Genomic DNA, 24,072 nt, shown 5'->3' on the forward strand with positions numbered 1-24,072 from the left:
TTCTCCTCAGCAGTCCAGCGGGTTGGTCTTGGCAGGGTCGATACCGAATGCCTTGAGGGCGTCGGTCAGCACCTTGGGCTTGAGCTTGCCTTGCTCCACCAGCGCGCTTAGCGCGGTGTAGGCCACCCAGTGACGGTCCACTTCGAAGAACTGACGCAGCTTGCGACGGCTGTCGCTGCGGCCGAAGCCATCGGTGCCCAGCACCTTGTACGGGGCCGGGACCCACTGGCGAATCTGGTCGGCATATAGCTTCATGTAGTCGGTGGCGGCGATAACCGGGCCCTGACGCTTGTCCAGGCACTGCTCGACAAAGCTGGCCTTGGCCTTGCGGCTCGGGTGCAAACGGTTATCGCGCTCGACTGCCAGGCCATCGCGGCGCAGCTCGTTGAAGCTGGTGACGCTCCAGATGTCGGCGGTAACGCCAAAGTCGTCTTTCAAAATGGCGGCGGCTTCACGCACTTCACGCAGGATGGTGCCGGAGCCCATCAGTTGTACGTGCAGATCGCCCGGCTTGCCGGTGGAGTCGAGCAGGTACATGCCGCGCATGATGCCATCTTCCACGTCCTTGCCTTTGGGCATGGCCGGTTGGGCGTAGGCTTCGTTCATGACGGTCAGGTAGTAGTAGACGTTCTCCTGCTCCTCCATCATGCGGCGCGCGCCTTCGCGGATGATCACCGCCAGCTCGTAGCCGTAGGTCGGGTCGTAGCTGCGACAGTTTGGGATCGTTGAGGCCAGCAGGTGGCTGTGACCGTCTTCGTGTTGGAGGCCTTCGCCGTTCAGCGTGGTCCGGCCAGCGGTGCCGCCGATCAAAAAGCCCTTGGCGCGGCTGTCGCCGGCGGCCCAGGCCAGGTCACCAATGCGCTGGAAGCCGAACATCGAATAGAAGATGTAGAACGGCAACATCGGCTGGTTGTGGGTGCTGTAGGCGGTGGCGGCGGCAATCCAGCTGGACATGGCGCCGGCCTCGTTGATGCCTTCTTCGAGGATCTGGCCCTTCTTGTCCTCGCGGTAGAACATCACCTGATCCTTGTCGACCGGCTCGTACAGCTGACCGACCGAGGAGTAGATACCGAGCTGACGGAACATGCCTTCCATACCAAAGGTACGGGCCTCGTCCGGGACAATCGGCACAATGCGCGAACCCAGCTCCTTGTCCTTGACTAGCTGCGACAGGATGCGCACAAAGGCCATGGTGGTGGAGATTTCGCGGTCGCCGGTGCCGTCCAGGATCGCCTTCAGGGTGTCCAGCGGCGGAACCGGTACGCGCTGGCTTTCGACGCGGCGCTGGGGCATGTAGCCACCCAGTGCTTCGCGGCGGGCGTGCAGATACTTGTATTCGGCGCTGCCTTCTTCCGGTTTGTAGAAGGGCAGTTTCTCCAGTTCATCATCGTTGACCGGGATGTCGAAGCGGTCGCGGAATTTCTTCAGGCTGTCGATATCGACTTTCTTGGTGTTGTGCGCGGTGTTCTGACCCTGGCCAGCGCCAGTGCCGTAGCCCTTGATGGTCTTGGCCAGAATGACTGACGGCTGACCCTCGTGGTTGACCGCGTCGTGGTAGGCCGCGTAGACCTTGTACGGGTCATGGCCGCCACGGTTGAGCTTCCAGATTTCTTCGTCGGAGAGGTCCTTGACCATCTCCTGCAGCTCGGGGCGGGTGCCGAAGAAGTGCTCGCGCACAAAGGCACCGTCTTTGGCCTTGTAGTTCTGGTAGTCGCCGTCGACGGCTTCTTCCATACGTTGTTGCAGCAGGCCGTTGTCGTCTTTGGCAAACAGCGGGTCCCACATGCGGCCCCAGATCACCTTGATAACGTTCCAGTCGGCGCCACGGAAGCTGCCTTCCAGCTCCTGAATGATCTTGCCGTTACCGCGTACCGGGCCGTCCAGGCGCTGCAGGTTGCAGTTGATGACGAAGATCAGGTTGTCCAGTTTTTCACGACCGGCCAGCGAGATGGCGCCCAGGGTTTCCGGCTCGTCGGTTTCACCGTCGCCGACAAAGCACCATACCTTCTGCTTGCCCGGCTCGATAAAGCCGCGGTGCTCCAGGTATTTCATGAAGCGTGCCTGGTAGATCGCCTGAATCGGGCCCAGGCCCATGGAGACGGTCGGGAACTGCCAGAAGTCGGGCATCAGCCAGGGGTGCGGGTAGGACGACAGGCCCTTACCGTCGACCTCCTGGCGGAAGTTTTCCATCTGCTCTTCGCTGATGCGACCTTCGAGGAAGGCGCGGGCGTAGATGCCGGGCGAAGCGTGCCCCTGGAAGAACACCAGGTCACCGCCGTGCTCGTCGGTTGGTGCCTTGAAGAAGTAGTTGAAGCCGATGTCGTACAGGGTGGCGCTGGAAGCAAAAGTCGAAATGTGGCCACCCAGGTCCGGGTCCTGCTGGTTGGTACGCATGACCATGGCCAGCGCATTCCAGCGCACCATCGAGCGGATGCGGCGTTCCATGAACAGGTCGCCGGGCATGCGTGCTTCGTGGGTGACGGGGATGGTATTGCGATACGGCGTGGTGATGGCGTAGGGCAGCGGGGTGCCGGTGCGGCTGGCCAGTTCACTCAGGCGGGTCATCAGGTAATGCGCGCGGTCTTCGCCTTCGTTGTCGAGTACGGACTCCAGCGCGTCGAGCCATTCCTGCGTTTCAAGCGGATCAATATCGTCTTGCTTCATTATGGTCTCCAGACCTTGTGGGCCTTGCAGATGCTGGAAGCTGCCATGTGCGTGCGGTCTGCAACGCGCCACAGCCTGCGCTTGCCAAACACCTGTGGGTGTTGTGACACATCGGGGTAAGATTGGTTCTGTAGTTTTACTACATAAAGGCGTCTTAATCTAGTCCGCCCAAGGTCTAATATGTAGCAACACTACATTTAGACCGATCAGTCAGGGTTCTTGCTTTTCCCTTTCCGGTCAGCATGGCAAGCTGCGGTTTCGGTTCATGAACAGGATAGACCATGCCCTCCACACTGCCTCCGTTGCCCGCATTACTCGAAACGCTCCGTGATCACCATCTTGAGCAGTGGACTGCGGCGCTGGAGCAGGCCGCCTTGTCCATGCGGCGCGCCGAATTGGGCGAGCGTTTCGAGCAGGAGCTGGCGCTGGTGCTGGCTGCCAGCGACTACGTTGCCGAGCAGTTGCGCCGTGACCCGGAGCTGGCTTGGCGGCTGCTCGCCGATGAGCGGCTTTGGCGTCCGCTGGCTGAAGGCGAGTTGCGCAGTCTGCTGCAGCAGGCATTGGGTGACGTGGCCACTGAGGAGCAGTTGGCGCAGGTGCTGCGTCGGTTCCGCCAATGGCAGCAGGTGCGGATCATTTGGCGCGACGTACTCAAGCTGGCGCCGTTGCAGGAAACCACCCGTGACCTGTCGGATATGGCAGACGCCTGCATCGATGAAGCCTATCAGTGGTTGTATGGCCAGTGCTGCAGCAGTCTCGGCGAGCCGCGCAGTCGGGACGGCGTGCCGCAGCATATGGTGGTGCTGGGTATGGGCAAGCTGGGTGCGGTGGAGTTGAATCTGTCCTCGGACATCGACCTGATCTTCGCCTATCCAGAGGCCGGTGAGACCGGGGGCGGGCGCCGCAGCCTGTCGAATCAGGAATTTTTCATTCGCCTCGGGCAAAAGCTGATCAAGGCGCTGGATGCGCCGACGGTCGATGGCTTTGTGTTTCGCGTCGACATGCGCCTGCGCCCTTACGGTGACAGCGGTGCACTGGTGTTCAGCTTTGATGCGCTGGAGCAGTACTACCAGAGCCAGGGGCGCGACTGGGAACGCTACGCCATGATCAAGGCGCGCGTGGTGGCCGGCGATCAGCAGGCGGGGGCCGAGCTGCTGGCGATGCTGCGGCCCTTCGTTTATCGCCGTTACCTGGATTTTGCTGCCATTGATGCGTTGCGCAATCTCAAGCAGATGATTCAGCGTGAGGTGCAGCGCAAGGGCCTGCAGGACAACGTTAAGCTGGGCTCAGGCGGGATTCGCGAGGTTGAGTTTATCGGCCAGGCCTTCCAGCTGATTCACGGCGGGCGTGACCGTAGCTTGCAGCAGCGCCCCATCCTGGGGGTGCTGCACACCTTGGGTGCGAACGGGTACTTGCCGGAGGCGGCGGTACAGGAGTTGGCACAGGCCTATTGCTTCTTGCGCGATACCGAACACGCGCTGCAGGCAGTGGATGACCGGCAAACGCAAATGCTGCCGATTGATGCCCAAGGGCAGGCGCGTATTGCCTGGATGCTTGGGTTTGCCGACTGGGATGCGTTCCGTGCTCGCCTGGATGCCGAACGTACCTGTGTAGCTGGCCACTTTGCCGGCGTGATCGCCGACCCGGATGAAGATGAGGCGGACCTGCAGTCGCCCCAGGCGGACTGGGTTCCGCTGTGGGATGGCACGCTGGAGGCCGCGCAGGCGCTTGAACAACTGGTTGCCGGCGGTTTTGCCGATCCGACGTCGGCCTGGCAGCGGCTGCAGGGGCTGCACGGTTCGCCGCGCCTGAAGGCCATGCAGCGGGCTGGTCGCGAACGACTGGATATCTTCATGCCGCGCCTGCTGGCGATGGCGGCGGAGCAGGACAATCCTGACCTGGCGCTGGAGCGCGTGCTGCCTCTGGTCGAGGCGGTAGCGCGGCGCTCGGCCTATCTGGTGCTGCTGACGGAAAATCCGGGTGCTTTGCGCGAGCTGCTGGTGCTCTGCGCCGCGAGCCCCTGGATTGCCGAACAGATCGCTCGCTACCCGGTGGTGCTGGATGAGCTGCTCAATGCCGGGCGTCTGTACCGCCCGCCGGAGGCCAATGAGCTGGCTGATGAGCTACGTCAGCATCTGCTGCGCATTCCGGAGGATGATCTTGAGCAGCAAATGGAAACGCTGCGTTACTTCAAACGTGCCCATGTGCTGCGTATCGCCGCCTCCGAGATTGCGGGTACGCTACCATTGATGAAGGTGAGTGATTATCTGACCTGGGTCGCTGAAGCGATTCTGCAGCAAGTGTTGCTGTTGGCCTGGCGTGAAATGGTCGCCCGCCACGGTCGACCGGCCCGGGCTGACGGCTCGCGCTGCGAGCTGGATTTCATTGTGGTGGGCTACGGCAAAGTGGGCGGCATCGAGCTGGGCCACGGTTCGGATCTGGATCTGGTGTTCATTCACGACGGTGATCCGCAGCGTGATACCGACGGCGACAAGCCGATCGAGGGCAGCAAGTTCTTCACGCGTCTGGGGCAGCGCATCATTCACATGCTTAACACGCAGACCGTTTCGGGCGCGCTGTACGAGGTTGATATGCGGCTGCGTCCCTCGGGCGACTCGGGCTTGCTGGTCAGTTCACTGGCGTCCTTCTCGCGCTATCAACGTGAAGAGGCCTGGACCTGGGAGCATCAGGCACTGGTGCGCGCCCGGGCGCTGGTGGGCTGCGAGCAGCTGGCGGCGCGTTTTGATGCGTTGCGCGCCCAGGTACTGGGGCGGGAGCGCGATGAACAGGCGCTGGCCCGTGAGGTGTGTGATATGCGCCAGAAGATGCGCGACAACCTGGGCACGGCGGCGACGCGCGCCGGCAGCACCGAGCAGGCTTATACTGCTGCTCAGCTGTTTGATCTCAAGCAGGACCTAGGTGGTATCGTCGACATCGAATTTATGGTGCAATATGCGGTTCTGGCCTGGTCGTGCCGGTACCCCGAATTACTGCGCTTTACCGATAACATCAGGATTCTTGATGAGCTGCAAAACGCCGGTTTGATCGCCGGTGAGGATGTCATCAGCCTGCAGGAGGCTTACAAGGCCTACCGGGCTGCAGCTCATCGCCTGGCTCTACAGAATCAGCCGGGCAAAGTAAGCGGCGACCAGTTTCATGACTTCCGGCACGGGGTCATCAAGCTCTGGCAGCAAGTGTTGCCTCCCCAGCAGTCAACCACCGGATCTCAGGTGTAGTTGGCGCGGGCGCGCTCAGGCAGAAACCAAGAACGCAAGACTGATTGAATAGATACGTATGGAGCTGGCTGCTATGTCGATGGCCGATCGTGATGGTCTAATCTGGTTTGATGGTGAAATGATTCCCTGGCGTGAAGCCAATGTTCATGTGCTCACGCACTCCCTGCACTACGGTATGGGCGTATTCGAAGGCGTGCGCGCCTACAAGACGCCGGATGGAACAGCCATCTTCCGTCTGGATGCGCACACCGACCGCCTGTTCGACTCTGCCCATATCATGGGGATGAAGATTCCCTTTACCAAAGAGCAGCTGAACGAAGCGCAGCGCGCCGTGGTCCGCGAAAACAAGCTGGAAACCGCCTACATCCGCCCGCTGGTGTTCTACGGATCCGAGGGCATGGGTATCCGCGCCGACAATCTGAAAGTGCACGTGGTCATCGCGGCCTGGCATTGGGGCGCCTACATGGGTGAAGAAGCGCTGGAGCGCGGCATCAAGATCCGCACCAGCTCCTTCACCCGTCACCACGTCAACATCACCATGACCCGCGCCAAGGCCAGCGGTGCCTACATGAACTCCATGCTGGCGCTGCAGGAAGCGGTCTCCGCCGGTGCTGATGAAGCGCTGTTGCTGGACCCGGAGGGCTACGTTGCCGAGGGTTCTGGCGAGAACGTCTTTATCGTCAAAAATGGCACCATCTATACCCCGGAAGTGACTGCCTGCCTGAACGGTATCACCCGCGCGACCGTGCTGGCGCTGGCGTCCCAGTTCAATATCCCGGTGGTCGAGAAGCGCATCACCCGTGATGAAGTCTACATCGCCGACGAGGCCTTCTTCACTGGCACTGCCGCCGAAGTCACGCCGATTCGCGAACTGGATAGCCGCCAGATCGGTGCCGGCCGTCGCGGTCCGATCACTGAAAAACTGCAGAAGGCGTACTTCGATCTGGTCACCGGCCAGACCGCAGAGCACGCCGAATGGCGGACGCTGGTGGGTTGATAGCCGCAAGCGGCAAGCCTCACGCGGCAAGCAGTTGTGCGCCGTTCGGGGTTTGTCGCTTGAAGCTTGAAGCTTGAAGCTTATGAATATCCTGATTATCGGTCCCAGCTGGGTCGGCGACATGGTGATGGCGCAGACGCTGTTCATCTGCCTGAAGCAGCGACACGGTGCTGACTGCATGATCGATGTGCTGGCGCCCGACTGGAGCCGGCCAATTCTGGAACGCATGCCTGAGGTACGTCAGGCGCTTAGCTTCCCCCTGGGACATGGCGCGCTTGAGCTGCGTACCCGGCGCAGTATCGGTCAGGGCCTGCGTGGTCAGTATGACCAGGCGATTCTGCTGCCCAATTCCTTGAAGTCTGCACTGGTTCCCTTTTTTGCTGATATTCCGCTGCGCACCGGTTGGCGTGGCGAAATGCGCTACGGCTTGCTGAACGACGTGCGCAAGCTGGACAAGGACGCCTACCCGCTGATGATCGAGCGCTTTATGGCGCTCGCCTATGAGCCGAATACCGAGTTGCCCAAACCCTATCCGCGCCCCGCGCTGCAGATTGATCCCGCGTCGCGTGAGCAGGCCTTGCAGCATTTTGGTCTGGAACGGGATCGTCCGGTGCTGGCGCTGTGTCCCGGCGCCGAGTTTGGCGAGGCCAAGCGCTGGCCGTCCGAGCATTACGCTGCGGTGGCCGATGCGCATATCCGCCAGGGCTGGCAGGTCTGGCTATTTGGCTCGAAGAAGGATCACGCGGTGGCCGAGCAGATTCGCGGTCGTTTGATTCCGGGCTTGCGCGAGGAGGCGACCAACCTGTGCGGGGACACCAGCCTGGCCCAGGCCATTGATCTGCTGTCCTGCGCCGATGCGGTGGTCAGCAATGATTCCGGGTTGATGCATGTGGCCTCTGCGCTCAATCGTCCGCTGGTCGCCGTATATGGTTCGACCTCGCCCGGTTTTACCCCGCCGCTGGCTGATCGGGTAGAGACCCTGCAGCTGGGACTCGACTGCAGTCCCTGTTTCGATCGGACCTGCCGCTTTGGCCACTACAACTGCCTGCGTGATCTGATGCCTGCGCAGGTCAACGCGGCGCTGGAACGCCTGGTCGGCAACCCGTTGTCTGATCCTCAGGACGGCTGAAGCGCATGCGCGTTCTGTTGATCAAGACGTCCTCGCTGGGAGACGTCATTCATACTCTTCCGGCCCTGACCGATGCGGCACGTGCCATCCCCGGTATCCGTTTTGACTGGGTGGTGGAGGAGGGCTTTGCCGAGATCCCGGCCTGGCACCCTGCGGTGGATGCCGTTATTCCTGTTGCTATCCGGCGCTGGCGCAAGAAGCCGCTGCAGGCGGTGCGCAGCGGTGAGTGGAGCAACTTCAAGCGCCGCCTGCGCGAGACCCAATACGATCTGGTGATTGATGCCCAGGGGCTGCTCAAGAGTGCCTGGCTGACGCGGTACGCGCGCGCGGAGGTGGTCGGACTGGACAAAAGCTCGGCGCGTGAACCCCTGGCCGCGCGCTTTTATCAGCGCCGCCTCGCGGTTGCCTGGGGCCAGCATGCGGTGGAGCGCACGCGTCAGCTGTTCGGCCAGGCACTGGGTTATACGCCGGCCGAGGGATTGGGCGATTACGGGTTGGATCGCGGTGCGCTGGGCGCTGAGGTCGCAACCACACCCTATGTGGTGCTGCTGCACGGCACCACCTGGGTCACCAAACACTGGCCGGAGCTGTACTGGCGTCAGTTGGCTGAGCAGCTGGTTGCTGCGGGTGTCGAGGTGCGATTGCCCTGGGGCAGTCTGGATGAGCAAGCCCGCGCCTTGCGCATCGCTGAAGGTCTGCAGGGCGCTGTGGTGTTGCCGCGCCTGCCTTTGCGTGACGTCGCCCGGCAACTGGCTGGTGCCAGTGCCTGCGTGGCGGTAGACACGGGGCTCGGGCATCTGGCTGCGGCGCTCGACGTGCCCACCTTGTCGTTGTTCGGTCCGACCAATCCTGGCTTTACCGGTGCCTACGGCGCGGTGCAGCAGCATCTGGCCAGTGACTTTGCTTGTGCACCCTGTTTGCGCAAGCAGTGCAGCTACCAGCCCACACCCGAGGATGCGCGTCGGTTCGACCTGACGCGCGAGCAGCCGCTATGCTTTACCCGTCTGAACCCGGATCGGGTCATGCAGCAATTGCAGCCGTTGCTGCCCAACAAGAGAGTCCTCTGATGCAGCTGGCTTTTGTGCTTTACAAGTATTTTCCCTTTGGCGGGTTGCAGCGTGACTTCATGCGCATCGCCAAGGTCTGCCAAGCGCGCGGCCACGCGATTCGGGTCTACACGCTGATCTGGGAAGGCGATATTCCCGAGGGGTTTGAGGTGCTGGTAGCGCCGGTCAAGGCGCTCAGCAATCACCGCCGTAATGAAAAGTTTACCGCCTGGGTCAAGGCGGATCTGGCCAAGCGCCCGGTTGATCGGCTGGTTGGCTTCAACAAGATGCCGGGGCTGGACGTCTACTACGCCGCCGACCCCTGTTTTGAAGACAAGGCGCAGACTCTGCGCAATCCGCTGTACCGCTTTTCCAGCCGTTATCGTCATTTTGCTGCGTATGAGAAGGCAGTGTTCTCGCCGGCGGTGAATACCCAGATTCTGATGATCTCCGAGGTGCAGCAACCGCTGTTCACCAAACATTACAAAACCCCGCTGGACCGCTTTCATCTGCTGCCGCCGGGCATTGCACCGGATCGCCGGGCACCTGTTAACGCGGCCGAGATTCGCGCCGAGTTTCGTGCCGAGTTCGGGCTGGCGGACGATGAGTTGCTGCTGGTGCAGATCGGCTCGGGCTTTATCACCAAGGGGGTTGATCGCTCGATTCGTGCGGTAGCGGGCTTGCCGGCCGAGCTGCGCCAGCGCACCAAGCTGATGGTGATTGGCCAGGACGATCCGGGCAGTTTTCAACGGATTGCCCGCTCGCTGGCAGTGGATGATCGCGTGATCTTTATGAAGGGGCGCAGCGACGTGCCCCGGTTTCTGCTTGGCGCTGACCTGCTGATTCACCCCGCTTATAACGAAAATACCGGCACAGTGCTGCTCGAAGCGCTGGTGGCCGGACTACCGGTATTGGTGACGGATGTGTGTGGTTACGCCCACTACATCAGCGAGACGGACTGCGGTCTGGTGGTTCCCACGCCGTTCAAGCAGAGCCAGCTTGATCAGATGCTGGCGGATATGCTGAACGACAGTGCGCTGCGCAAGGAGTGGCACCTCAATGCCCTGCGCTTTGCTGATCAGGCCGATCTTTACAGCCTGCCGGAGCGCGCTGCTGATGTGATTCTGGGGGAGAGTGCGTGAGTGACACCCTGATTTTGCGTGAACCTTTCCGTAGCCTGTGGGCTGATCGTGATGCATTTGCTGCGGTGGAAGCGCTGCAAGGTGAGGTGTTTCGCGAGCTGGAAGCGCGTCGCACACTGCGCACGGAAGTGTCAGGCAACGGCTATTTCGTCAAGATTCACCGGGGCGTCGGCTGGGGCGAGATTTTCAAGAACTGGTCCACGCTCAAACGCCCGGTGCTGGGCGCAGGCCAGGAGTGGCAAGCCATTCAGGCGCTGACCGCTGCCGGCATCAATACCATGACTGCGGTCGCCTTTGGTGAGCGCGGCAGCAACCCGGCAGCGCAGCACTCGTTCATCATCACCGAAGAATTGGCGCCGACCATCAGCCTGGAGGATTACAGCCGTGACTGGCTGGATAAACCGCCGGCGCCGACCAGCAAATGGGCGCTGATTCGCCGGGTCGCCGAGATGACGGCTGCTATGCACCGGGCGGGGGTCAATCACCGCGACTGCTATATCTGCCACTTTCTGCTGCACACCGACAAGCCGATGAGCACGCACGACTTCAAGCTGTCGATCATTGATCTGCACCGGGCGCAAGTGCGTGCTCAGGTGCCACGCCGCTGGCGCGACAAGGACCTTGCCGGTCTGTACTTTTCTGCGCTTGAAATTGGCCTGACCCGGCGCGACAAGCTGCGCTTTTTGAAAGCCTATTTTGCCTCCCCGCTGCGCGACACCTTGCGCCTGGAAGCGCCACTGCTGGCGTTGCTGGAGCGCAAGGCGCAGAAACTGCAGGCGCGTTTCGAGCGTAAGTACGCACCGGGGGCCGGTGAATGAAGCGTTGGACCCTGAACCCCGAGTATGCCACCGGGGAGAGCGGTCGGCTGTTTGCCGATCTGGACACGGTGTTTGGGCTGGAGGGCGAGCTGATCACCTATAGCCCAATCAGCAGTGTGCATAAGGTGTGGGCGGGTGATCGTCATTACTACGTCAAGCGCTACACCGGGAACGGCAAGGGGCTCAAGCAGTATCTGGGCCGTTGGCGAGTGCAGGCCGAGTGGGAGAACCTGTTGCGCTTCCACGCCTGGGGCATACCTTCAGTCCAGGTGGTCGCCTTCGGTCTGGAGCGTCGGTCAGGGCGCTTCGTTCGTGGCGCTCTGGTTACCGAGGACCTGCCTGCTACGCGAGACCTTGCAGACCTTGCCGCGCACGCGGATCTGCGTTTGCGTAAGCTTGACTGGGTAAGGCACGTTTCGCTTCAGGTCGCACGAGCGACGCGCATGATGCACGATCAGGGCTTCACTCATAACGACCTCAAATGGCGTAACCTGCTGGTGGATGACCAGGCGCTGGCTAATGTCTACCTGATCGACTGCCCCGCTGGCAGTTTCTGGTGGGGCCCCATGTTGCGTTATCGCATCATCAAGGACCTGGCCTGCCTGGACAAGCTGGCCAAGCATCACCTCAGTCGTGCTCGACGGCTGGCTTTCTACAAGATGTATCTGGGCAAAGCTCGCCTGGACAGCGAGGACCGCAAGCAACTGCGTGCGATTCTCGCGTTTTTCGAGGGACGAGAATGACCCGCAAGCCCTTTATTGCTGTCAATGCTCACGAAGTACTGCAGCGCCATGGACTCGACTCAATGGACGCATTGTGGGCGCTGCAGCTCGAGGCTGTCGATGCGCCGAACACTGGCAGGGGAGGCTGGAGCAGCGTGCACCGGCTGGAGCTTGAAGACGCCAATGGCACGTTGCAGCCTTTCTACCTGAAACGTCAGGACAACCACTGTACTCGCACGCTGCACAAGCCGTTTGGAGAGCCGACCTTTGCGCGTGAGTTTCGTGCCATTCAGCAATATGCCCGAGAGGGTATACCGGCGCTGGAAGCCGCGTTTTTCGCCGAGCGGCGCGTTGAGGGGCGTGCGCAGGCGGTGCTGCTGACGCGTGCGCTGGACGACTATGCACCGCTGGATGAGTGGTTTGAACGCTGGTGGCAGTTGGCTGCGGCGGACATTCGTATGCTGATCCTGTCAGCCGCCGCGCTGGTGCGTGCGCTGCACAACGCTGATCGCATTCACAACTGCCTGTATCCCAAGCATGTGTTTTTGAAGTTGCACACCGACGGTGCCGGTGCGCGCTTCATTGATCTGGAGAAAACCCGCCGCGCGCTTTTTGGTGAGCGTGACCGGGTTCGCGACCTGGAAACGCTGCACCGTCGCAGCGAAGTGCCTAGCCGCACCCAGCGATTGCGTTTTGTGTTGGCTTACCTGGGCAGAACGCGAGTGGACGCACAGGCCCGTGACCTGATTGCCCGCGTACTGCAGCGCAGTGCCGGCAAAGGGCCTCGCCCATGACGCTGTTGGCCGAGCTGCAGAACGCCGGCCGGGAGCCGCCGCTGCCCTGTCAGGTCGAGCTGCCGCAAGGATCTGCACAGGTACTGCGCTGGCTGCGCGTGCTACCTGGCAAACGGTTGGTGGCCGAGGTCGAGTGCGGCGGACAGCGTCGCCTGCTGAAGTTGTACATCGCCTCGGGCGCTGAACGGCATTGCCAGCGCGAGGTGGACGGCTTGCAGGCACTGCAGGCGCAGAGCGTGGCCACGCCGACGCTGCTGGGGCACGGTCAGTTGGGTGGCGGAGGCTGCTACGTCCTGCTCGACTTTCTGGTCGAGGCGCAGAGTCTGCAGCAACGATGGGACGCCCTCGACAGTCGCGCCCCCGGTGATGCCGTCGCCATGGGCTTGCTTGCTCAGGCGCTGGCGCTGGTCGCGTCCATGCATCGGGCAGGTCTGGTTCAGACGGATCTTCATCTGGGTAACTTTTTGCTGCATGAGCAGCAGCTTTACGTGATCGATGGTGATGCCGTAGAGGCGTTGTCGCCGGGCCAGCCGCTGAGTGATGTGCAGGTCGAAGATAACCTGGCGATCCTGCTGGCGCAGCTGGACCCCGAGTGGGACGCGTTGGCCGAGCTGCTACTGGTGGAGTATCTGCAGCACAACCCGGTGGCGCTGAACCCTGATCGCCTTGCGCGTCAGGTGCGAAAGGTCCGTGAGCGCCGGCTTCAGGCCTATCTCGGCAAGACGATTAGAGACTGTACCGCCTTTGCCGTGCGGCGCAGCTGGCGTCGTTTCTGCGCCGTGGTGCGCGCGGAGCTGGAGAGTATCGGCGCGCTGCTGGCTAACCCTGACGCGGCGTTGGCGGCGCAGCCTTTGCTCAAGGATGGCGGCAGCAGTACGGTTGGACGTACGGCCGTTCAGGGGCGCGAGCTGGTTATCAAGCGCTACAATATCAAAGGCATTGGCCATTGGCTGAAGCGCTTCTGGCGCCCCTCCCGTGCCTGGCATTCCTGGTTGGCGGCGCATCGCCTGCAGTTTCTGGGTATTGCTACTCCAGCGCCGTTGGCCATGATCGAGCAGCGGTTTGGTCCTTTGCGGCACCGGGCCTGGTTGATTACTGAGTATTGCGCCGGGGTCGACCTGCTGCAGCAACTGGGTGAGGATGGACAGCAGCTGCCTGAGCCGGAGATAGAAAAGGCCTTGTTGGCGTTGTTTGAGCAACTGGTGCAGGCCCGCATCAGCCACGGCGACTTCAAGGCAACCAACCTGCTGTGGTTTGAGGGGCAGGTTTGGCTGATTGATCTGGACGCCATGCAGGCGCATGGCAATGAGCGCAGCTGGCAGCCGGCCTGGCAGCGTGATCGCCAGCGCTTTATTCGCAACTGGCCAGTGGGCAGCCCCTTGGCCTGCTGGCTGGATGAGCGCCTGCCGCACTGTTGATTTTCATTTTTCGTATTGAATAGAAGAGGACTACCGTGGGACTTACCGTATTGGGCCTTTCTGGCGCCCTGAGTCACGACCCCTCCGCCGCGCTTTATATTGACGGCAAGCTGATTGCGGCCGTTGAGGAAGAGCGTTTTGTACGCGATAAGCACGCCAAGAATCGCATGCCCTACGAGTCGGCCAAGTTTTGCCTGGAGCAGGCCGGTATCCAGCCAGCGGATGTCGACATCGTCTGTATTCCCTTCGCTCCAATCAGCCTGTTTAGCAGCAAGGCCCGCTGGCATTACGCCAAGCGTTACTGGTATGCGCCGGATCGTTCGCTGGACGCGATTCTGACCGGTAATCGTCGCTTCAAGCGCTACCGCAAGAAGATTCTCTGGTGCCTGGAGCAGCTCGGCTTCGACGCCAAGAAGGTCCGCCTGGAGCCGGTTGAGCACCACTTGGCGCACGCTTCGAGCGCCTACCACTGCTCGGGTTTCACCGAGAAGACGGCGATCCTGGGGATCGACGGCAAAGGCGAATACGCCACCACCTTCTTCGGCTGGGGGGAAAACGGCAAGATCCACAAGATCAAGGAATTCTACGATCCGGATTCGCTGGGTGGCCTGTACGGCGCGATCACCGAATACCTCGGCTTTGAGATGCTCGACGGCGAGTTCAAGGTCATGGGTATGGCACCCTACGGTGACGCCGCCAAGTACGACTTCTCCCGGCTGGCCAAGTTTGAAAATGGTGAGCTGATCATCAACACCGATTACGCCAACGTTATCGGCTTCCGTCGCTACAAGGAGAAGGGCAAGGGTTACTACTTCTCGCCCAAGCTGATCGAATGGCTGGGGCCCAAGCGTGAGGGTGACATCGCCGACGACCCCTATATTCACTACGCAGCAGCGATGCAGTCGCTGTTCGAGAAGCTGGCGCTGGAGATGATCGATTACTATCTCGGCGATATTCTCAAGGAAACCGGGCGCCTGGCCTTTGCCGGTGGCTGTGCGCTGAACGTCAAACTCAACCAGCGCATCATCGCGCGTCCGGACGTGAAGGAGCTGTTTGTTCAACCGGCCTCTGGCGATGCCGGCACGGCGGTAGGTGCGGCATCTTTCGTCTCGGTCAAGAACGGTGTGCCCGTCGAGAAGATGGAGCATGTCTATCTCGGCCCCTCCTACAGCAATGAAGACATCATTGCCGCCTGTGCGCGTCACCCGAACCAGCCGCAGTGGCAGAAGATCGACGACGTGCCCCAGGAAATCGCCAAGGTACTGGTTGAAGGTAACCCGGTTGCCTGGTTCCAGGGCCGCATGGAGTTCGGTCCGCGCGCCCTGGGTGGCCGTTCGATTATCGGCTGCCCGAGCGTTGCCGGCGTAGCCGACCGTATCAACGAGCAGATCAAGTTCCGCGAGCGCTGGCGCCCGTTCTGCCCGTCCATGCTCGATACCGTGGCGCCGCAGATGCTCAGCGTCGACCATCCGTCGCCGTTCATGACCTTTACCTTTGACGTCAAGGAAGGGTGGGCGGAGCGCGTGCCAGAGGTGGTGCACGAAGACGGCACCGCCCGCGCCCAGGTGCTCAAACGCGACTACAACCCGCGCTACTACGACCTGATGAAAGAACTGGAAGCCATGACGGGTAATGGTGTTGTGCTGAACACCTCGCTCAACCGTCGTGGCGAGCCGATGGTCTGTTCGCCCACCGACGCGCTGAACATGTTTTATGGCTCTGATCTGCAGTTCTTGATCATGGAAGATATTTTGGTGATGAAGGCTAAGGGCGGCGGGCACTGATCAATGGCAGCCGACGGCGTTGTCTACTTTTCCAAAATGTTCCAAGCGGTGCCGCATCTGGCTCAGGTAGCGCGTGCACTGCCCGGCACCTTTGTTTCCAGTCGTACCTCTACGCTGCGTGCTTTCCAGCGCCTGTATCCGGAATTGGAGGTAGCACGGTACTCCAAGCGATTCGGGTTTCTGGTGCGTGGCAACCGCCTGCTTAAGGACGCTGGAGCGATTGTTACCGGTTCGCCCTATGGCAGCTTCCTGAAGCCTTATGCGGCCAAGAAAGGCACCGTATTCCACGGGACCTACATGATGCTCAGCAAGGAGGCGTTGCTGCGTAACAGCCACTTTGACCTGCTGTGCGTCATTGGCCCGCGGATGAAGGGGATGTTCGAGCGCTTCCCCGAGGCCGATCGGCTGAACATTGTCGACACGGGGTTCCTGCCGTTCTGTGAGTATCCAGAGCGGTCGGCGCAACAGCGTGCTGCAGTATTGCAGCGCCTGGGCCTGGATCCGCAGCGACAGACAGTGCTCTACACGTCCAGTCGGCGAGGTTTCGGTTCCTGGCAGCGCGCAGCGGAGCAATTGGTAAACTCCGCTGCGCCGCATTTCAATTTGATCCTGCGTCCCCATCCGAGCCAGTCGCTGACCTCTCGTCGCGTCGACAGGGACAGCTTCAAACGGGTGCGCGCGCTGATTCAGGCGCGAGGCAATGCCTTTCTGGATTTGAGTGAGTGTGCGCTATCCGAAGTGCTGTCGGTCTCGGATCTGGTGGTCTCGGATGCCAACTCGCCCAGCGAGGAGGCGCTGTTCTATGATATTCCGCAGCTGATGATAGAAACGCCGGAGTGCTCGCGAGACGTCATACGCCAGATTGGCGAGCGTGAAGCCATGCATCCCGACGACCTGTCGCAGTTGCTGACCCTGTATGATTGCGGACCTAGTCTTTATATCGGTGATCAGACACCGGATTTTTCAACTGTACTGGACAGGGCCCTGTCCGATCAGACTGCCTATGCCGCCCAGCGGGAGCGTTATTTCTCCTGGGTGTTTGGCTCTCGTGATCGCATGGCCAACGAGCGGGTCGCTCGTGCCATCCAAACGCATCTGCTCTGAAGGGGATTCCCATGCTGACCAACAAGACCATTCTCATTACCGGCGGCACTGGCTCGTTCGGCAATACCTTTGTCCCCATGACGCTGGAGCGCTTCAACCCGAAGAAGATCATCATTTTCTCCCGTGACGAAATGAAACAGTGGGACATGGCCAAGAAGTACGAAGGCGATCCACGCCTGCGTTTCTTTATCGGCGATGTACGCGACAAGGACCGTCTATATCGCGCACTGGACGGCGTCGATTACGTGGTCCACGCTGCCGCAACCAAGATTGTGCCCACTGCTGAGTACAACCCCTTCGAGTGCGTGAAGACCAACATCAATGGCGCAATGAACCTGATCGACGCCTGTATCGACAAGGGCGTCAAGGGTGTCGTTGCCCTGTCCACCGACAAGGCCAGCTCGCCGATCAACCTGTACGGTGCAACCAAGCTCGCCTCTGACAAGATGTTCGTGGCGGGTAACTCCTACTCCGGTGAACATGGCACCCGTTTTTCTGTGGTGCGTTACGGCAATGTCATGGGCTCACGCGGCTCGGTTATTCCGTTCTTCATGTCGATCAAGGACAAAGGCGTATTGCCGATCACTGATGAGCGCATGACCCGCTTCATGATCTCCTTGGAAGAGGGTGTCGAGCTGGTGTGGCATGCATTCGCAGATATGGAGGGTGGCGAAATTTACGTCAAGAAGATCCCTTCCATGAAAGTAACGGATCTGGCGCGCGTAGTTGCTCCCGATGCCCGGCAGGAGGTTATTGGTATTCGTCCCGGCGAGAAGCTGCATGAGCAGATGATCAGTGCCGAAGACGCCTATTACACCTATGAGTACCCCGAGCACTTCAAGATTCTGCCGACCATTCACGAGTGGGCTACCTGTGCCAAGCGGATCAAGGATGGCAAGAAGGTTCCCGAGGGCTTTGTCTACGCCAGTCACAACAACAGCGAGTGGATGAGCGACGCTCAGCTGCAGGAATGGATCGACGCAAACCGCGAAAAGATCGGGAGTATCTGATAGATGATCCCCTACGGACGTCAGGAGATCAGCGAGGAGGATATCGAGGCGGTGGTTGCCGTGCTGCGCTCGGATTTTCTGACGCAGGGTCCTATGGTGCCGCGATTTGAGCAGGCGCTTGCCAGCAAGGTAGGAGCAAGTCATGCCGTCGCGGTAAACAGTGCAACGTCGGCGCTGCATATCGCCTGTCTGGCGTTGGAGCTGGGGCAGGGGGACTGGCTATGGACCAGCCCTGTAACCTTCGTGGCATCGGCTAACTGCGCGCTGTATTGTGGCGCTCAAGTCGATTTTGTCGATATTGACCCGCGCACCTACAACCTCTGTCCGGTCGCGCTTGAGCGCAAGCTGGTAGAGGCCGAGCAACAGGGGCGGTTGCCCAAGGTGGTGGTAGCGGTGCATCTGTGCGGCCAGTCCTGTGACATGCAGGCCATTGGCGCGCTGGCAAAACGCTTTGGCTTTGCCGTGATCGAGGATGCCTCACACGCCATCGGTGGGCGCTATCAGGGTGACTATGTAGGTAGCGGTCGCTTCAGCGACATCACTATTTTCAGTTTTCATCCGGTGAAGATCATTACCACCGCCGAAGGCGGCATGGCGGTCACCAACAATGCGACGCTGGCGGCGCGCATGGCGCTATACCGCAGCCACGGTATTACCCGTGATCCGGCGATGATGGTCGGTGAGTCTGACGGCCCCTGGTATTACCAGCAGATCGAGCTGGGCTTCAACTATCGTATGACTGAGTTACAAGCGGCGCTGGGTGTCAGCCAGCTGGCCCGGCTGGATGACTTTGTTGCTCGTCGCCACGCGCTGGCTCGTCGCTATGATCAGTTGCTGGCGGCGCTGCCTGTCACCTGTCCGTGGCAACACGCCGACAGTTACTCCGGTCTACACCTCTACCCAGTTCGATTGCAGTTGGAGAAGATTACCTTGAGCCACCGTGAGGTGTTCGAGCAATTGCGAGAGCGTGGCATCGGCGTGAATCTGCACTACATCCCGGTACACACTCAGCCGTATTACGCGGCCATGGGGTTCTCTGCCGAGGATTTTCCGCAATCCATGGCGTATTACCGTGAAGCTATCAGCCTGCCGATGTACCACACGCTGAGTGAGGCGCAGCAGGACGAGGTGGTCGCTACCCTGGCTGAGATCTGCCATGGTTGAACTCGCCACCGACCGTCTGTACCTGCGTCCGTTGAGCGCGCAAGATGCTACCCAGACCTATGCGGACTGGATGAATGACCCGCAGGTCAATCAATACCTTGAGACCCGCCACAGTCCCCAGAGCGTTGAAAGCTGCCGCGCCTTTATCGAACACTGCAACGCCGACCCTGCAAGCCATTTGTTCGGTATCTTCCTGCGGCAGGGTGATCGGCATCTGGGCAACGTCAAGCTCGGTTTCATCAATAACCACTATCAGCGTGGTCAGATTAGCCTCTTTATCGGCGACAAGGCGTTCTGGGGCCAGGGCCTGTCCAGCGAGGTTGTGCGCCTGATTACGGCTTATGGTTTCGAGTCGTTAGGGCTGCACCGGCTTGAGGCTGGCTGCTACGAGGATAACCTGGCGTCGCTGCGCATATTTCTCAAGGCTGGCTATACGGTCGAGGGTTTCATGCGTGAACATGTGACCTTGAACGGTCGGCGTCTGGGCTGCTTCTGGCTCGGGAAACTGCACAATGAGCATGCGTGAAGTGACTGGAAAGCTGGCGCTGGGCACTGTTCAGTTTGGCCTGCCCTATGGCATCGCCAACCAGCAGGGTCAGGTGGGTGTCGACGAGGTGGGGCGGATTCTCGACCGTGCGCGTGAGTCTGGGGTGGATACCCTGGATACCGCAATCGCGTACGGTGAGAGCGAACGTGTACTGGGCGAGTTTGATCTGAGCGGCTTTAAGGTGGTGACCAAGCTGTCGGCCATCCCTGATGCCTGCGACGACGTGTCCGGCTGGGTGGAGCGCCAATTGGCTGAGTCGCTTGCTCGGCTCGGGCTGCAGCGCGTTGATGCGGTGTTGCTGCACCGTCCGGCGCAGCTGCTGGAGCCGCAGGGTGATGCTCTGTACGCTGCGCTGGCGGGGCTGCGCGAGCAGGGCCTGGCGGAGCGTATCGGGGCGTCGGTCTATGATGCCGAAGAGCTGGAGCGTCTGTGCCAGCGTTTTGCGCTGGATCTGGTGCAGGCACCCTACAACATTATTGATCACCGTCTTGATGAGTCCGGTTGGTTGCAGCGTTTGTCACGGCAGGGGACCGCACTGCATGTGCGTTCGGTGTTTCTGCAGGGGCTGCTGTTAATGAGCCGCGAGCAGCGTCCCGCCCATTTTGAGCACTGGCAGTCACTCTGGGACTGCTGGGACAGTTGGCTGGAAGAACACCAGCTGTCGCCGCTGCAAGCCACCCTGCGTTACGCGCTCAACCAGCCGCTTATCGAGCGTGTGGTGGTGGGTGTGGATAGCGCGCAGCAGTGGCAGCAGATACTTCAGGCGGCTGCAGGCGACTGCCCGCCGGTGCCCGCCGAGCTCGGCACTACCGACCCGGCATTGCTTAACCCCGCACTGTGGAAAACAGCATGAAAACCGTTGCAATCGTTCAGGCTCGCATGGGCTCGACCCGCTTGCCTGACAAGGTAATGAAGCCCATCGGCGGTGTACCCATGATTGAGGTACTGCTGACGCGCCTGGCGCGTGCCCGCGAGCTCGATCAGATTGTGGTGGCGACCTCGGTGGATGCGCGTAACGAGCCGCTGGCTGATTGTGTGCGCCAGCTCGGTTTTGCCTGTGTTCAGGGCGACGAACAAGATGTCATGGCGCGTTATCTGCAGGCTGCCAGAGCACATCAGGCCGACGTCATCGTGCGGATCACGGGTGATTGCCCGCTGGTTGATCCCGAATTGGTCGATCAAATGATCAGGGGCTACCGCGCTGCTGGTGTGGATTATTTCAGTAACGTCGCTCCGCCGAGCTATCCGGACGGGCTGGATATCGAAGTGTTCAGCTTGCGTGCGCTGGAGCAGGCCAGCGAGCAAACGGAGGCGGCCTTCGATCACGAGCATGTCACACCTTACCTGCGTGAGTCAGGTCTCTTCCGCGTAGGCGCAGAGCAGAACGAACAAGACCTGTCAGGCTGGCGCTGGACAGTGGATGAGCCGGCGGACCTGGAGGTGATTCGCCGCGTGTTTGCGCACTTTGCGCCGGACATTCACTTCAGCTGGCAGCAGGTCAAGGCATTGCAGGAGAACAGCCCGGCGCTGTTCACAGACAACCAAACGCTGATACGTAACGAGGGGGCTACTATGGGCACCGGTCAAAAGTTGTGGAAACGGGCCAAACAGGTCATTCCCGGCGGCAATATGCTGCTGTCCAAGCGCGCAGAGATGTTCCTGCCTGAGCAGTGGCCGGCTTATTTCAGCAAGGCCAAGGGGTGCACCGTCTGGGATATGGACGGCAAGGCCTACACCGATATGTGCATCATGGGCGTGGGCACCAATATTCTTGGCTACGGTCACCCTGAGGTCGACGATGCGGTGCGCGGCACCATCGACAACGGCAATATGTCGACGCTCAACTGCCCCGAGGAAGTCTGGCTGGCAGAAAAGCTGATCGAGCTGCACCCCTGGGCAGACATGGTGCGCTTTGCCCGCTCCGGCGGTGAAGCCAACGCGCTGGCCATTCGCATCGCCCGGGCTGCCACCGGCAAGGACAAGGTGGCGGTCTGTGGCTACCACGGTTGGCACGACTGGTATCTGTCAGCCAACCTGGGCGACGACGAGAACCTGGCTGGTCATCTGTTGCCGGGGCTCGAGCCCAAGGGTGTGCCGGGTAACCTCAGGGGCACCGTGTTCCCCTTCAACTACAACAACTACGCTGAGCTGGAGGCCTTGGTCAATCGCCACGATATTGGTGTGATCAAGATGGAAGTGGTGCGCAACATGGGGCCTGAGGATGACTTCCTGCACAAAGTGCGCAAGCTGGCCACTGATCGTGGCATCGTGCTGATCTTTGACGAGTGTACCTCCGGCTTCCGGCAGACCTTTGGCGGTCTGCACAAGATGTACGGCGTTGAGCCGGATATGGCCATGTTCGGCAAGGCGCTGGGTAACGGTTACGCCATCACCGCCACCATTGGACGGCGCGAGATTATGGAGGCAGCGCAAACAACCTTCATCAGCAGCACCTTCTGGACTGAGCGTGTCGGCCCGACTGCGGCGCTGAAGACCCTCGAAGTGATGGAGCGCGAGCGCTCTTGGGAGTACATCACCCAGACCGGCCTGTCGATCCGCGATGGTTGGCAGAAACTGGCGGATCGCCATGGAATCGAAATAGATCACTGGGGCCTCCCGGCGCTGACCGGTTTCTCGTTCCGCAGCCCTAACGTGCTGCAGTATAAGACGCTTGTCAGTCAGGAAATGTTGGCAAAGGGCTACCTCGCCAGCAATGCCGTCTACGTCTGCATGGAGCATAGTCAGGAGGTGATTGATGGCTACTTCGACGCGCTGGATCCGGTTTTTGCCCTGATCAGCGAGTGTGAGCAGGGCCGCGATGTCGGCGCGTTGCTCAAGGGGCCGGTGTGCCATGGTGGGTTCAAGCGGCTGAACTGATGGGCCTGCAGATCTGTTTTCGTGCCGATGCCGCCCTGTGGATCGGTACGGGACACGTCATGCGCTGCCTGACCCTGGCCGATGCGCTCAGCGCCGCCGGGCATGACTGTCATTTCATCTGCCGCAGCCATCGCGGCCACCTGCTGGAGGTCATCCACGGACGCGGTTATACAACCACCGCCTTGCCTGCAGCTGTGCAGCAGGCTGAGCCGGTGGCCGGCTCGCATGCTCACTGGCTCGGTGTGAGTGTCGAGCAGGATGCGGCTGATACGGCTGCAGTCTTGCAGTCGGTGGGCTGTGACTGGTTGGTGGTCGATCATTACGCGCTGGATACGCAGTGGGAATCGCGTATGCGGGCATGCTGTCGTCACGTCCTGGTGATCGATGACCTGGCTGATCGCGCGCACGACTGCGACCTGTTGCTGGATCAGACCTATAGCAGGCGCCCCGAGGACTATCGTTCGCTGGTCCCGGCCGCTGCCCAGCTGCTTTGCGGCAGTGCCAACGCCCTGCTGCGTGCGGATTTTGCCGCGCAGCGTGAGGCGTCATTGACCAGGCGCGCCGCGCAGCCGTATCCGCTCAAGCACATCTTGGTCTCCATGGGGGGGGTAGATGCGGACAATGCCACTGCCCAGGTGCTGCGTGGTCTGGCTGCGACGCCCGGCGCTGGCGCCTTGGCGGTGACGGTTATCATGGGCGGACAGGCCCCCTGGCTGGCCGAGGTGCAGCAGTTGAGCCAGGCCTTGACGCTTGACGTGACGGTGCGCGTGGACGTGAGTGACATGGCGTCTGTGATGGCACAGGCTGACCTTGCCATTGGCGCCGCAGGCGCGACCGCGTGGGAGCGCTGCTGTCTGGGCCTGCCCACCTTGATGGTTGTGTTGGCGGATAACCAGCGACTGGTCGCCGAGGGGCTGCGTGCTGCTGGCGCGGTGCACTTATTGCCATCGGTGAACAGTCTGGCCAAGTCTCTGCCTGGGCTGCTTGGGGCGCTAATTGCCGACCCAGGGCAGCTTCAGCAGATGAGTCAGCGTGCTGCGGCGCTGGTTGATGGCGCTGGGGTGAGGCGCGTTCTGGATGCGATGGAGGCATTGGCATGACGGACAACGAGACGGATTGCCTGCGCCCGCTGGCCGAGCCTGATCTCGCACTGGTGCGCAGTTGGCGTAACCATGAATCCGTGCGACGTTACATGTATACCCAGCACGAAATTGGCGAAAAGGAGCACCGAGACTGGTTCGCCCGTTGCGAGCTTGATCCGTTGCGGCACCTGCTGGTTTATGACGTTGACGATCAGCCTCGAGGTTTCGTGCATTTCACTGTGCAAGGTGCTGGACGGGTGGCTGACTGGGGATTCTATATCGCTCCGGAGGCGCCGCGCGGCACCGGCACGGGGTTGGGACGTCGTGCGCTGGAGTTCGCTTTCCAGCGTTTACAGTTACATAAGATTTGTGGTCAGGCGCTGGGTTTTAACCAGCGTTCAATCGATTTTCATCGCAAGATGGGCTTCTGCCAGGAGGGGGTGCTGCGAGATCAGCATTTCGATGGGCAGCAGTTTCATGATGTCATTTGCTTTGGCCTGCTCGATTCCGAGTGGCAGGTACGAGGCTGAAGGAGGCT

General features: G+C 60.8%; 19 protein-coding genes. 18 read left to right on the top strand and 1 reads right to left on the bottom strand.

Annotated elements, in window-relative coordinates; genetic code table 11:
- Positions 1–6 precede the first annotated feature (6 nt).
- Positions 7–2,664: a pyruvate dehydrogenase (acetyl-transferring), homodimeric type gene (gene aceE, locus CNQ84_RS02660; protein WP_096003385.1), complete on the bottom strand. Its 2,658-nt coding sequence runs from the start codon at positions 2,662–2,664 to the stop codon at positions 7–9.
- A 281-nt stretch (positions 2,665–2,945) separates the two neighbouring features.
- On the opposite strand from aceE, the gene glnE reads away from it, so the two are divergent.
- The 18 genes from glnE to pseH all read left to right on the top strand — a co-directional run bounded on the left by glnE (position 2,946) and on the right by pseH (position 24,064).
- Positions 2,946–5,900, top strand: coding sequence for a bifunctional [glutamate--ammonia ligase]-adenylyl-L-tyrosine phosphorylase/[glutamate--ammonia-ligase] adenylyltransferase (gene glnE, locus CNQ84_RS02665; RefSeq protein WP_096003386.1), 2,955 nt, complete (start codon positions 2,946–2,948; stop codon positions 5,898–5,900).
- Positions 5,901–5,973: 73 nt separating this feature from the next.
- Positions 5,974–6,897: a branched-chain amino acid transaminase gene (locus CNQ84_RS02670; protein ID WP_096003733.1), complete on the top strand. Its 924-nt coding sequence runs from the start codon at positions 5,974–5,976 to the stop codon at positions 6,895–6,897.
- Positions 6,898–6,979: 82 nt separating this feature from the next.
- Positions 6,980–8,026 carry a lipopolysaccharide heptosyltransferase II gene (waaF, locus tag CNQ84_RS02675; RefSeq protein WP_096003387.1) on the top strand — a complete coding sequence of 349 codons (1,047 nt, stop codon included), beginning with the start codon at positions 6,980–6,982 and terminating at the stop codon, positions 8,024–8,026.
- A 5-nt stretch (positions 8,027–8,031) separates the two neighbouring features.
- Positions 8,032–9,093, top strand: coding sequence for a lipopolysaccharide heptosyltransferase I (gene waaC / locus CNQ84_RS02680; RefSeq protein ID WP_096003388.1), 1,062 nt, complete (start codon positions 8,032–8,034; stop codon positions 9,091–9,093).
- Positions 9,093–10,214, top strand: coding sequence for a glycosyltransferase family 4 protein (locus CNQ84_RS02685; protein WP_096003389.1), 1,122 nt, complete (start codon positions 9,093–9,095; stop codon positions 10,212–10,214). The genes waaC and CNQ84_RS02685 overlap by 1 nt, the downstream gene beginning before the upstream one ends.
- Positions 10,211–11,032 (top strand): lipopolysaccharide core heptose(I) kinase RfaP, encoded by an 822-nt coding sequence (gene rfaP / locus CNQ84_RS02690; protein ID WP_096003390.1) that lies wholly within the window; start codon positions 10,211–10,213, stop codon positions 11,030–11,032. The genes CNQ84_RS02685 and rfaP overlap by 4 nt, the downstream gene beginning before the upstream one ends.
- Positions 11,029–11,775 (top strand): lipopolysaccharide kinase InaA family protein, encoded by a 747-nt coding sequence (locus CNQ84_RS02695; protein ID WP_096003391.1) that lies wholly within the window; start codon positions 11,029–11,031, stop codon positions 11,773–11,775. Before rfaP ends, CNQ84_RS02695 begins: the two co-directional genes overlap by 4 nt.
- Positions 11,772–12,548 carry a lipopolysaccharide kinase InaA family protein gene (locus tag CNQ84_RS02700; RefSeq protein WP_096003392.1) on the top strand — a complete coding sequence of 259 codons (777 nt, stop codon included), beginning with the start codon at positions 11,772–11,774 and terminating at the stop codon, positions 12,546–12,548. Before CNQ84_RS02695 ends, CNQ84_RS02700 begins: the two co-directional genes overlap by 4 nt.
- Complete coding sequence (locus tag CNQ84_RS02705) at positions 12,545–13,966, top strand: lipopolysaccharide kinase InaA family protein (RefSeq protein ID WP_096003393.1); 1,422 nt, start codon at positions 12,545–12,547, stop codon at positions 13,964–13,966. Before CNQ84_RS02700 ends, CNQ84_RS02705 begins: the two co-directional genes overlap by 4 nt.
- Before the next feature lie 35 nt (positions 13,967–14,001).
- The gene (locus CNQ84_RS02710; protein WP_096003394.1) at positions 14,002–15,750 is read left to right on the top strand and encodes a carbamoyltransferase family protein; all 1,749 of its coding nucleotides are present in this window, start codon (positions 14,002–14,004) and stop codon (positions 15,748–15,750) included.
- 3 nt (positions 15,751–15,753) lie between these two features.
- Positions 15,754–16,854 (top strand): CDP-glycerol glycerophosphotransferase family protein, encoded by a 1,101-nt coding sequence (locus CNQ84_RS02715; protein ID WP_096003395.1) that lies wholly within the window; start codon positions 15,754–15,756, stop codon positions 16,852–16,854.
- Between the two features lie 11 nt (positions 16,855–16,865).
- Positions 16,866–17,864: a UDP-N-acetylglucosamine 4,6-dehydratase (inverting) gene (gene pseB, locus CNQ84_RS02720; protein ID WP_096003396.1), complete on the top strand. Its 999-nt coding sequence runs from the start codon at positions 16,866–16,868 to the stop codon at positions 17,862–17,864.
- 3 nt (positions 17,865–17,867) lie between these two features.
- Entirely contained in the window at positions 17,868–19,028 is a 1,161-nt protein-coding gene (gene pseC / locus CNQ84_RS02725) for a UDP-4-amino-4,6-dideoxy-N-acetyl-beta-L-altrosamine transaminase (RefSeq protein WP_096003397.1), read from the top strand.
- A complete protein-coding gene (locus CNQ84_RS02730) occupies positions 19,021–19,554 on the top strand; it encodes a GNAT family N-acetyltransferase (RefSeq protein WP_096003398.1) in 534 nt (177 codons plus the stop codon). Before pseC ends, CNQ84_RS02730 begins: the two co-directional genes overlap by 8 nt.
- Positions 19,541–20,428, top strand: a complete 888-nt coding sequence (locus tag CNQ84_RS02735) for an aldo/keto reductase (protein ID WP_096003399.1) — start codon at positions 19,541–19,543, stop codon at positions 20,426–20,428. The genes CNQ84_RS02730 and CNQ84_RS02735 overlap by 14 nt, the downstream gene beginning before the upstream one ends.
- Complete coding sequence (locus tag CNQ84_RS02740; RefSeq protein ID WP_096003400.1) at positions 20,425–22,452, top strand: aminotransferase class III-fold pyridoxal phosphate-dependent enzyme; 2,028 nt, start codon at positions 20,425–20,427, stop codon at positions 22,450–22,452. Before CNQ84_RS02735 ends, CNQ84_RS02740 begins: the two co-directional genes overlap by 4 nt.
- The gene (gene pseG / locus CNQ84_RS02745) at positions 22,422–23,552 is read left to right on the top strand and encodes a UDP-2,4-diacetamido-2,4,6-trideoxy-beta-L-altropyranose hydrolase (protein WP_245841216.1); all 1,131 of its coding nucleotides are present in this window, start codon (positions 22,422–22,424) and stop codon (positions 23,550–23,552) included. Before CNQ84_RS02740 ends, pseG begins: the two co-directional genes overlap by 31 nt.
- Complete coding sequence (gene pseH / locus CNQ84_RS02750) at positions 23,549–24,064, top strand: UDP-4-amino-4,6-dideoxy-N-acetyl-beta-L-altrosamine N-acetyltransferase (RefSeq protein ID WP_165771208.1); 516 nt, start codon at positions 23,549–23,551, stop codon at positions 24,062–24,064. The genes pseG and pseH overlap by 4 nt, the downstream gene beginning before the upstream one ends.
- The last annotated feature ends 8 nt before the right edge of the window (positions 24,065–24,072 follow it).

This window comes from Pseudomonas abyssi (assembly GCF_002307495.1).
GTDB lineage: Bacteria > Pseudomonadota > Gammaproteobacteria > Pseudomonadales > Pseudomonadaceae > Halopseudomonas > Halopseudomonas abyssi.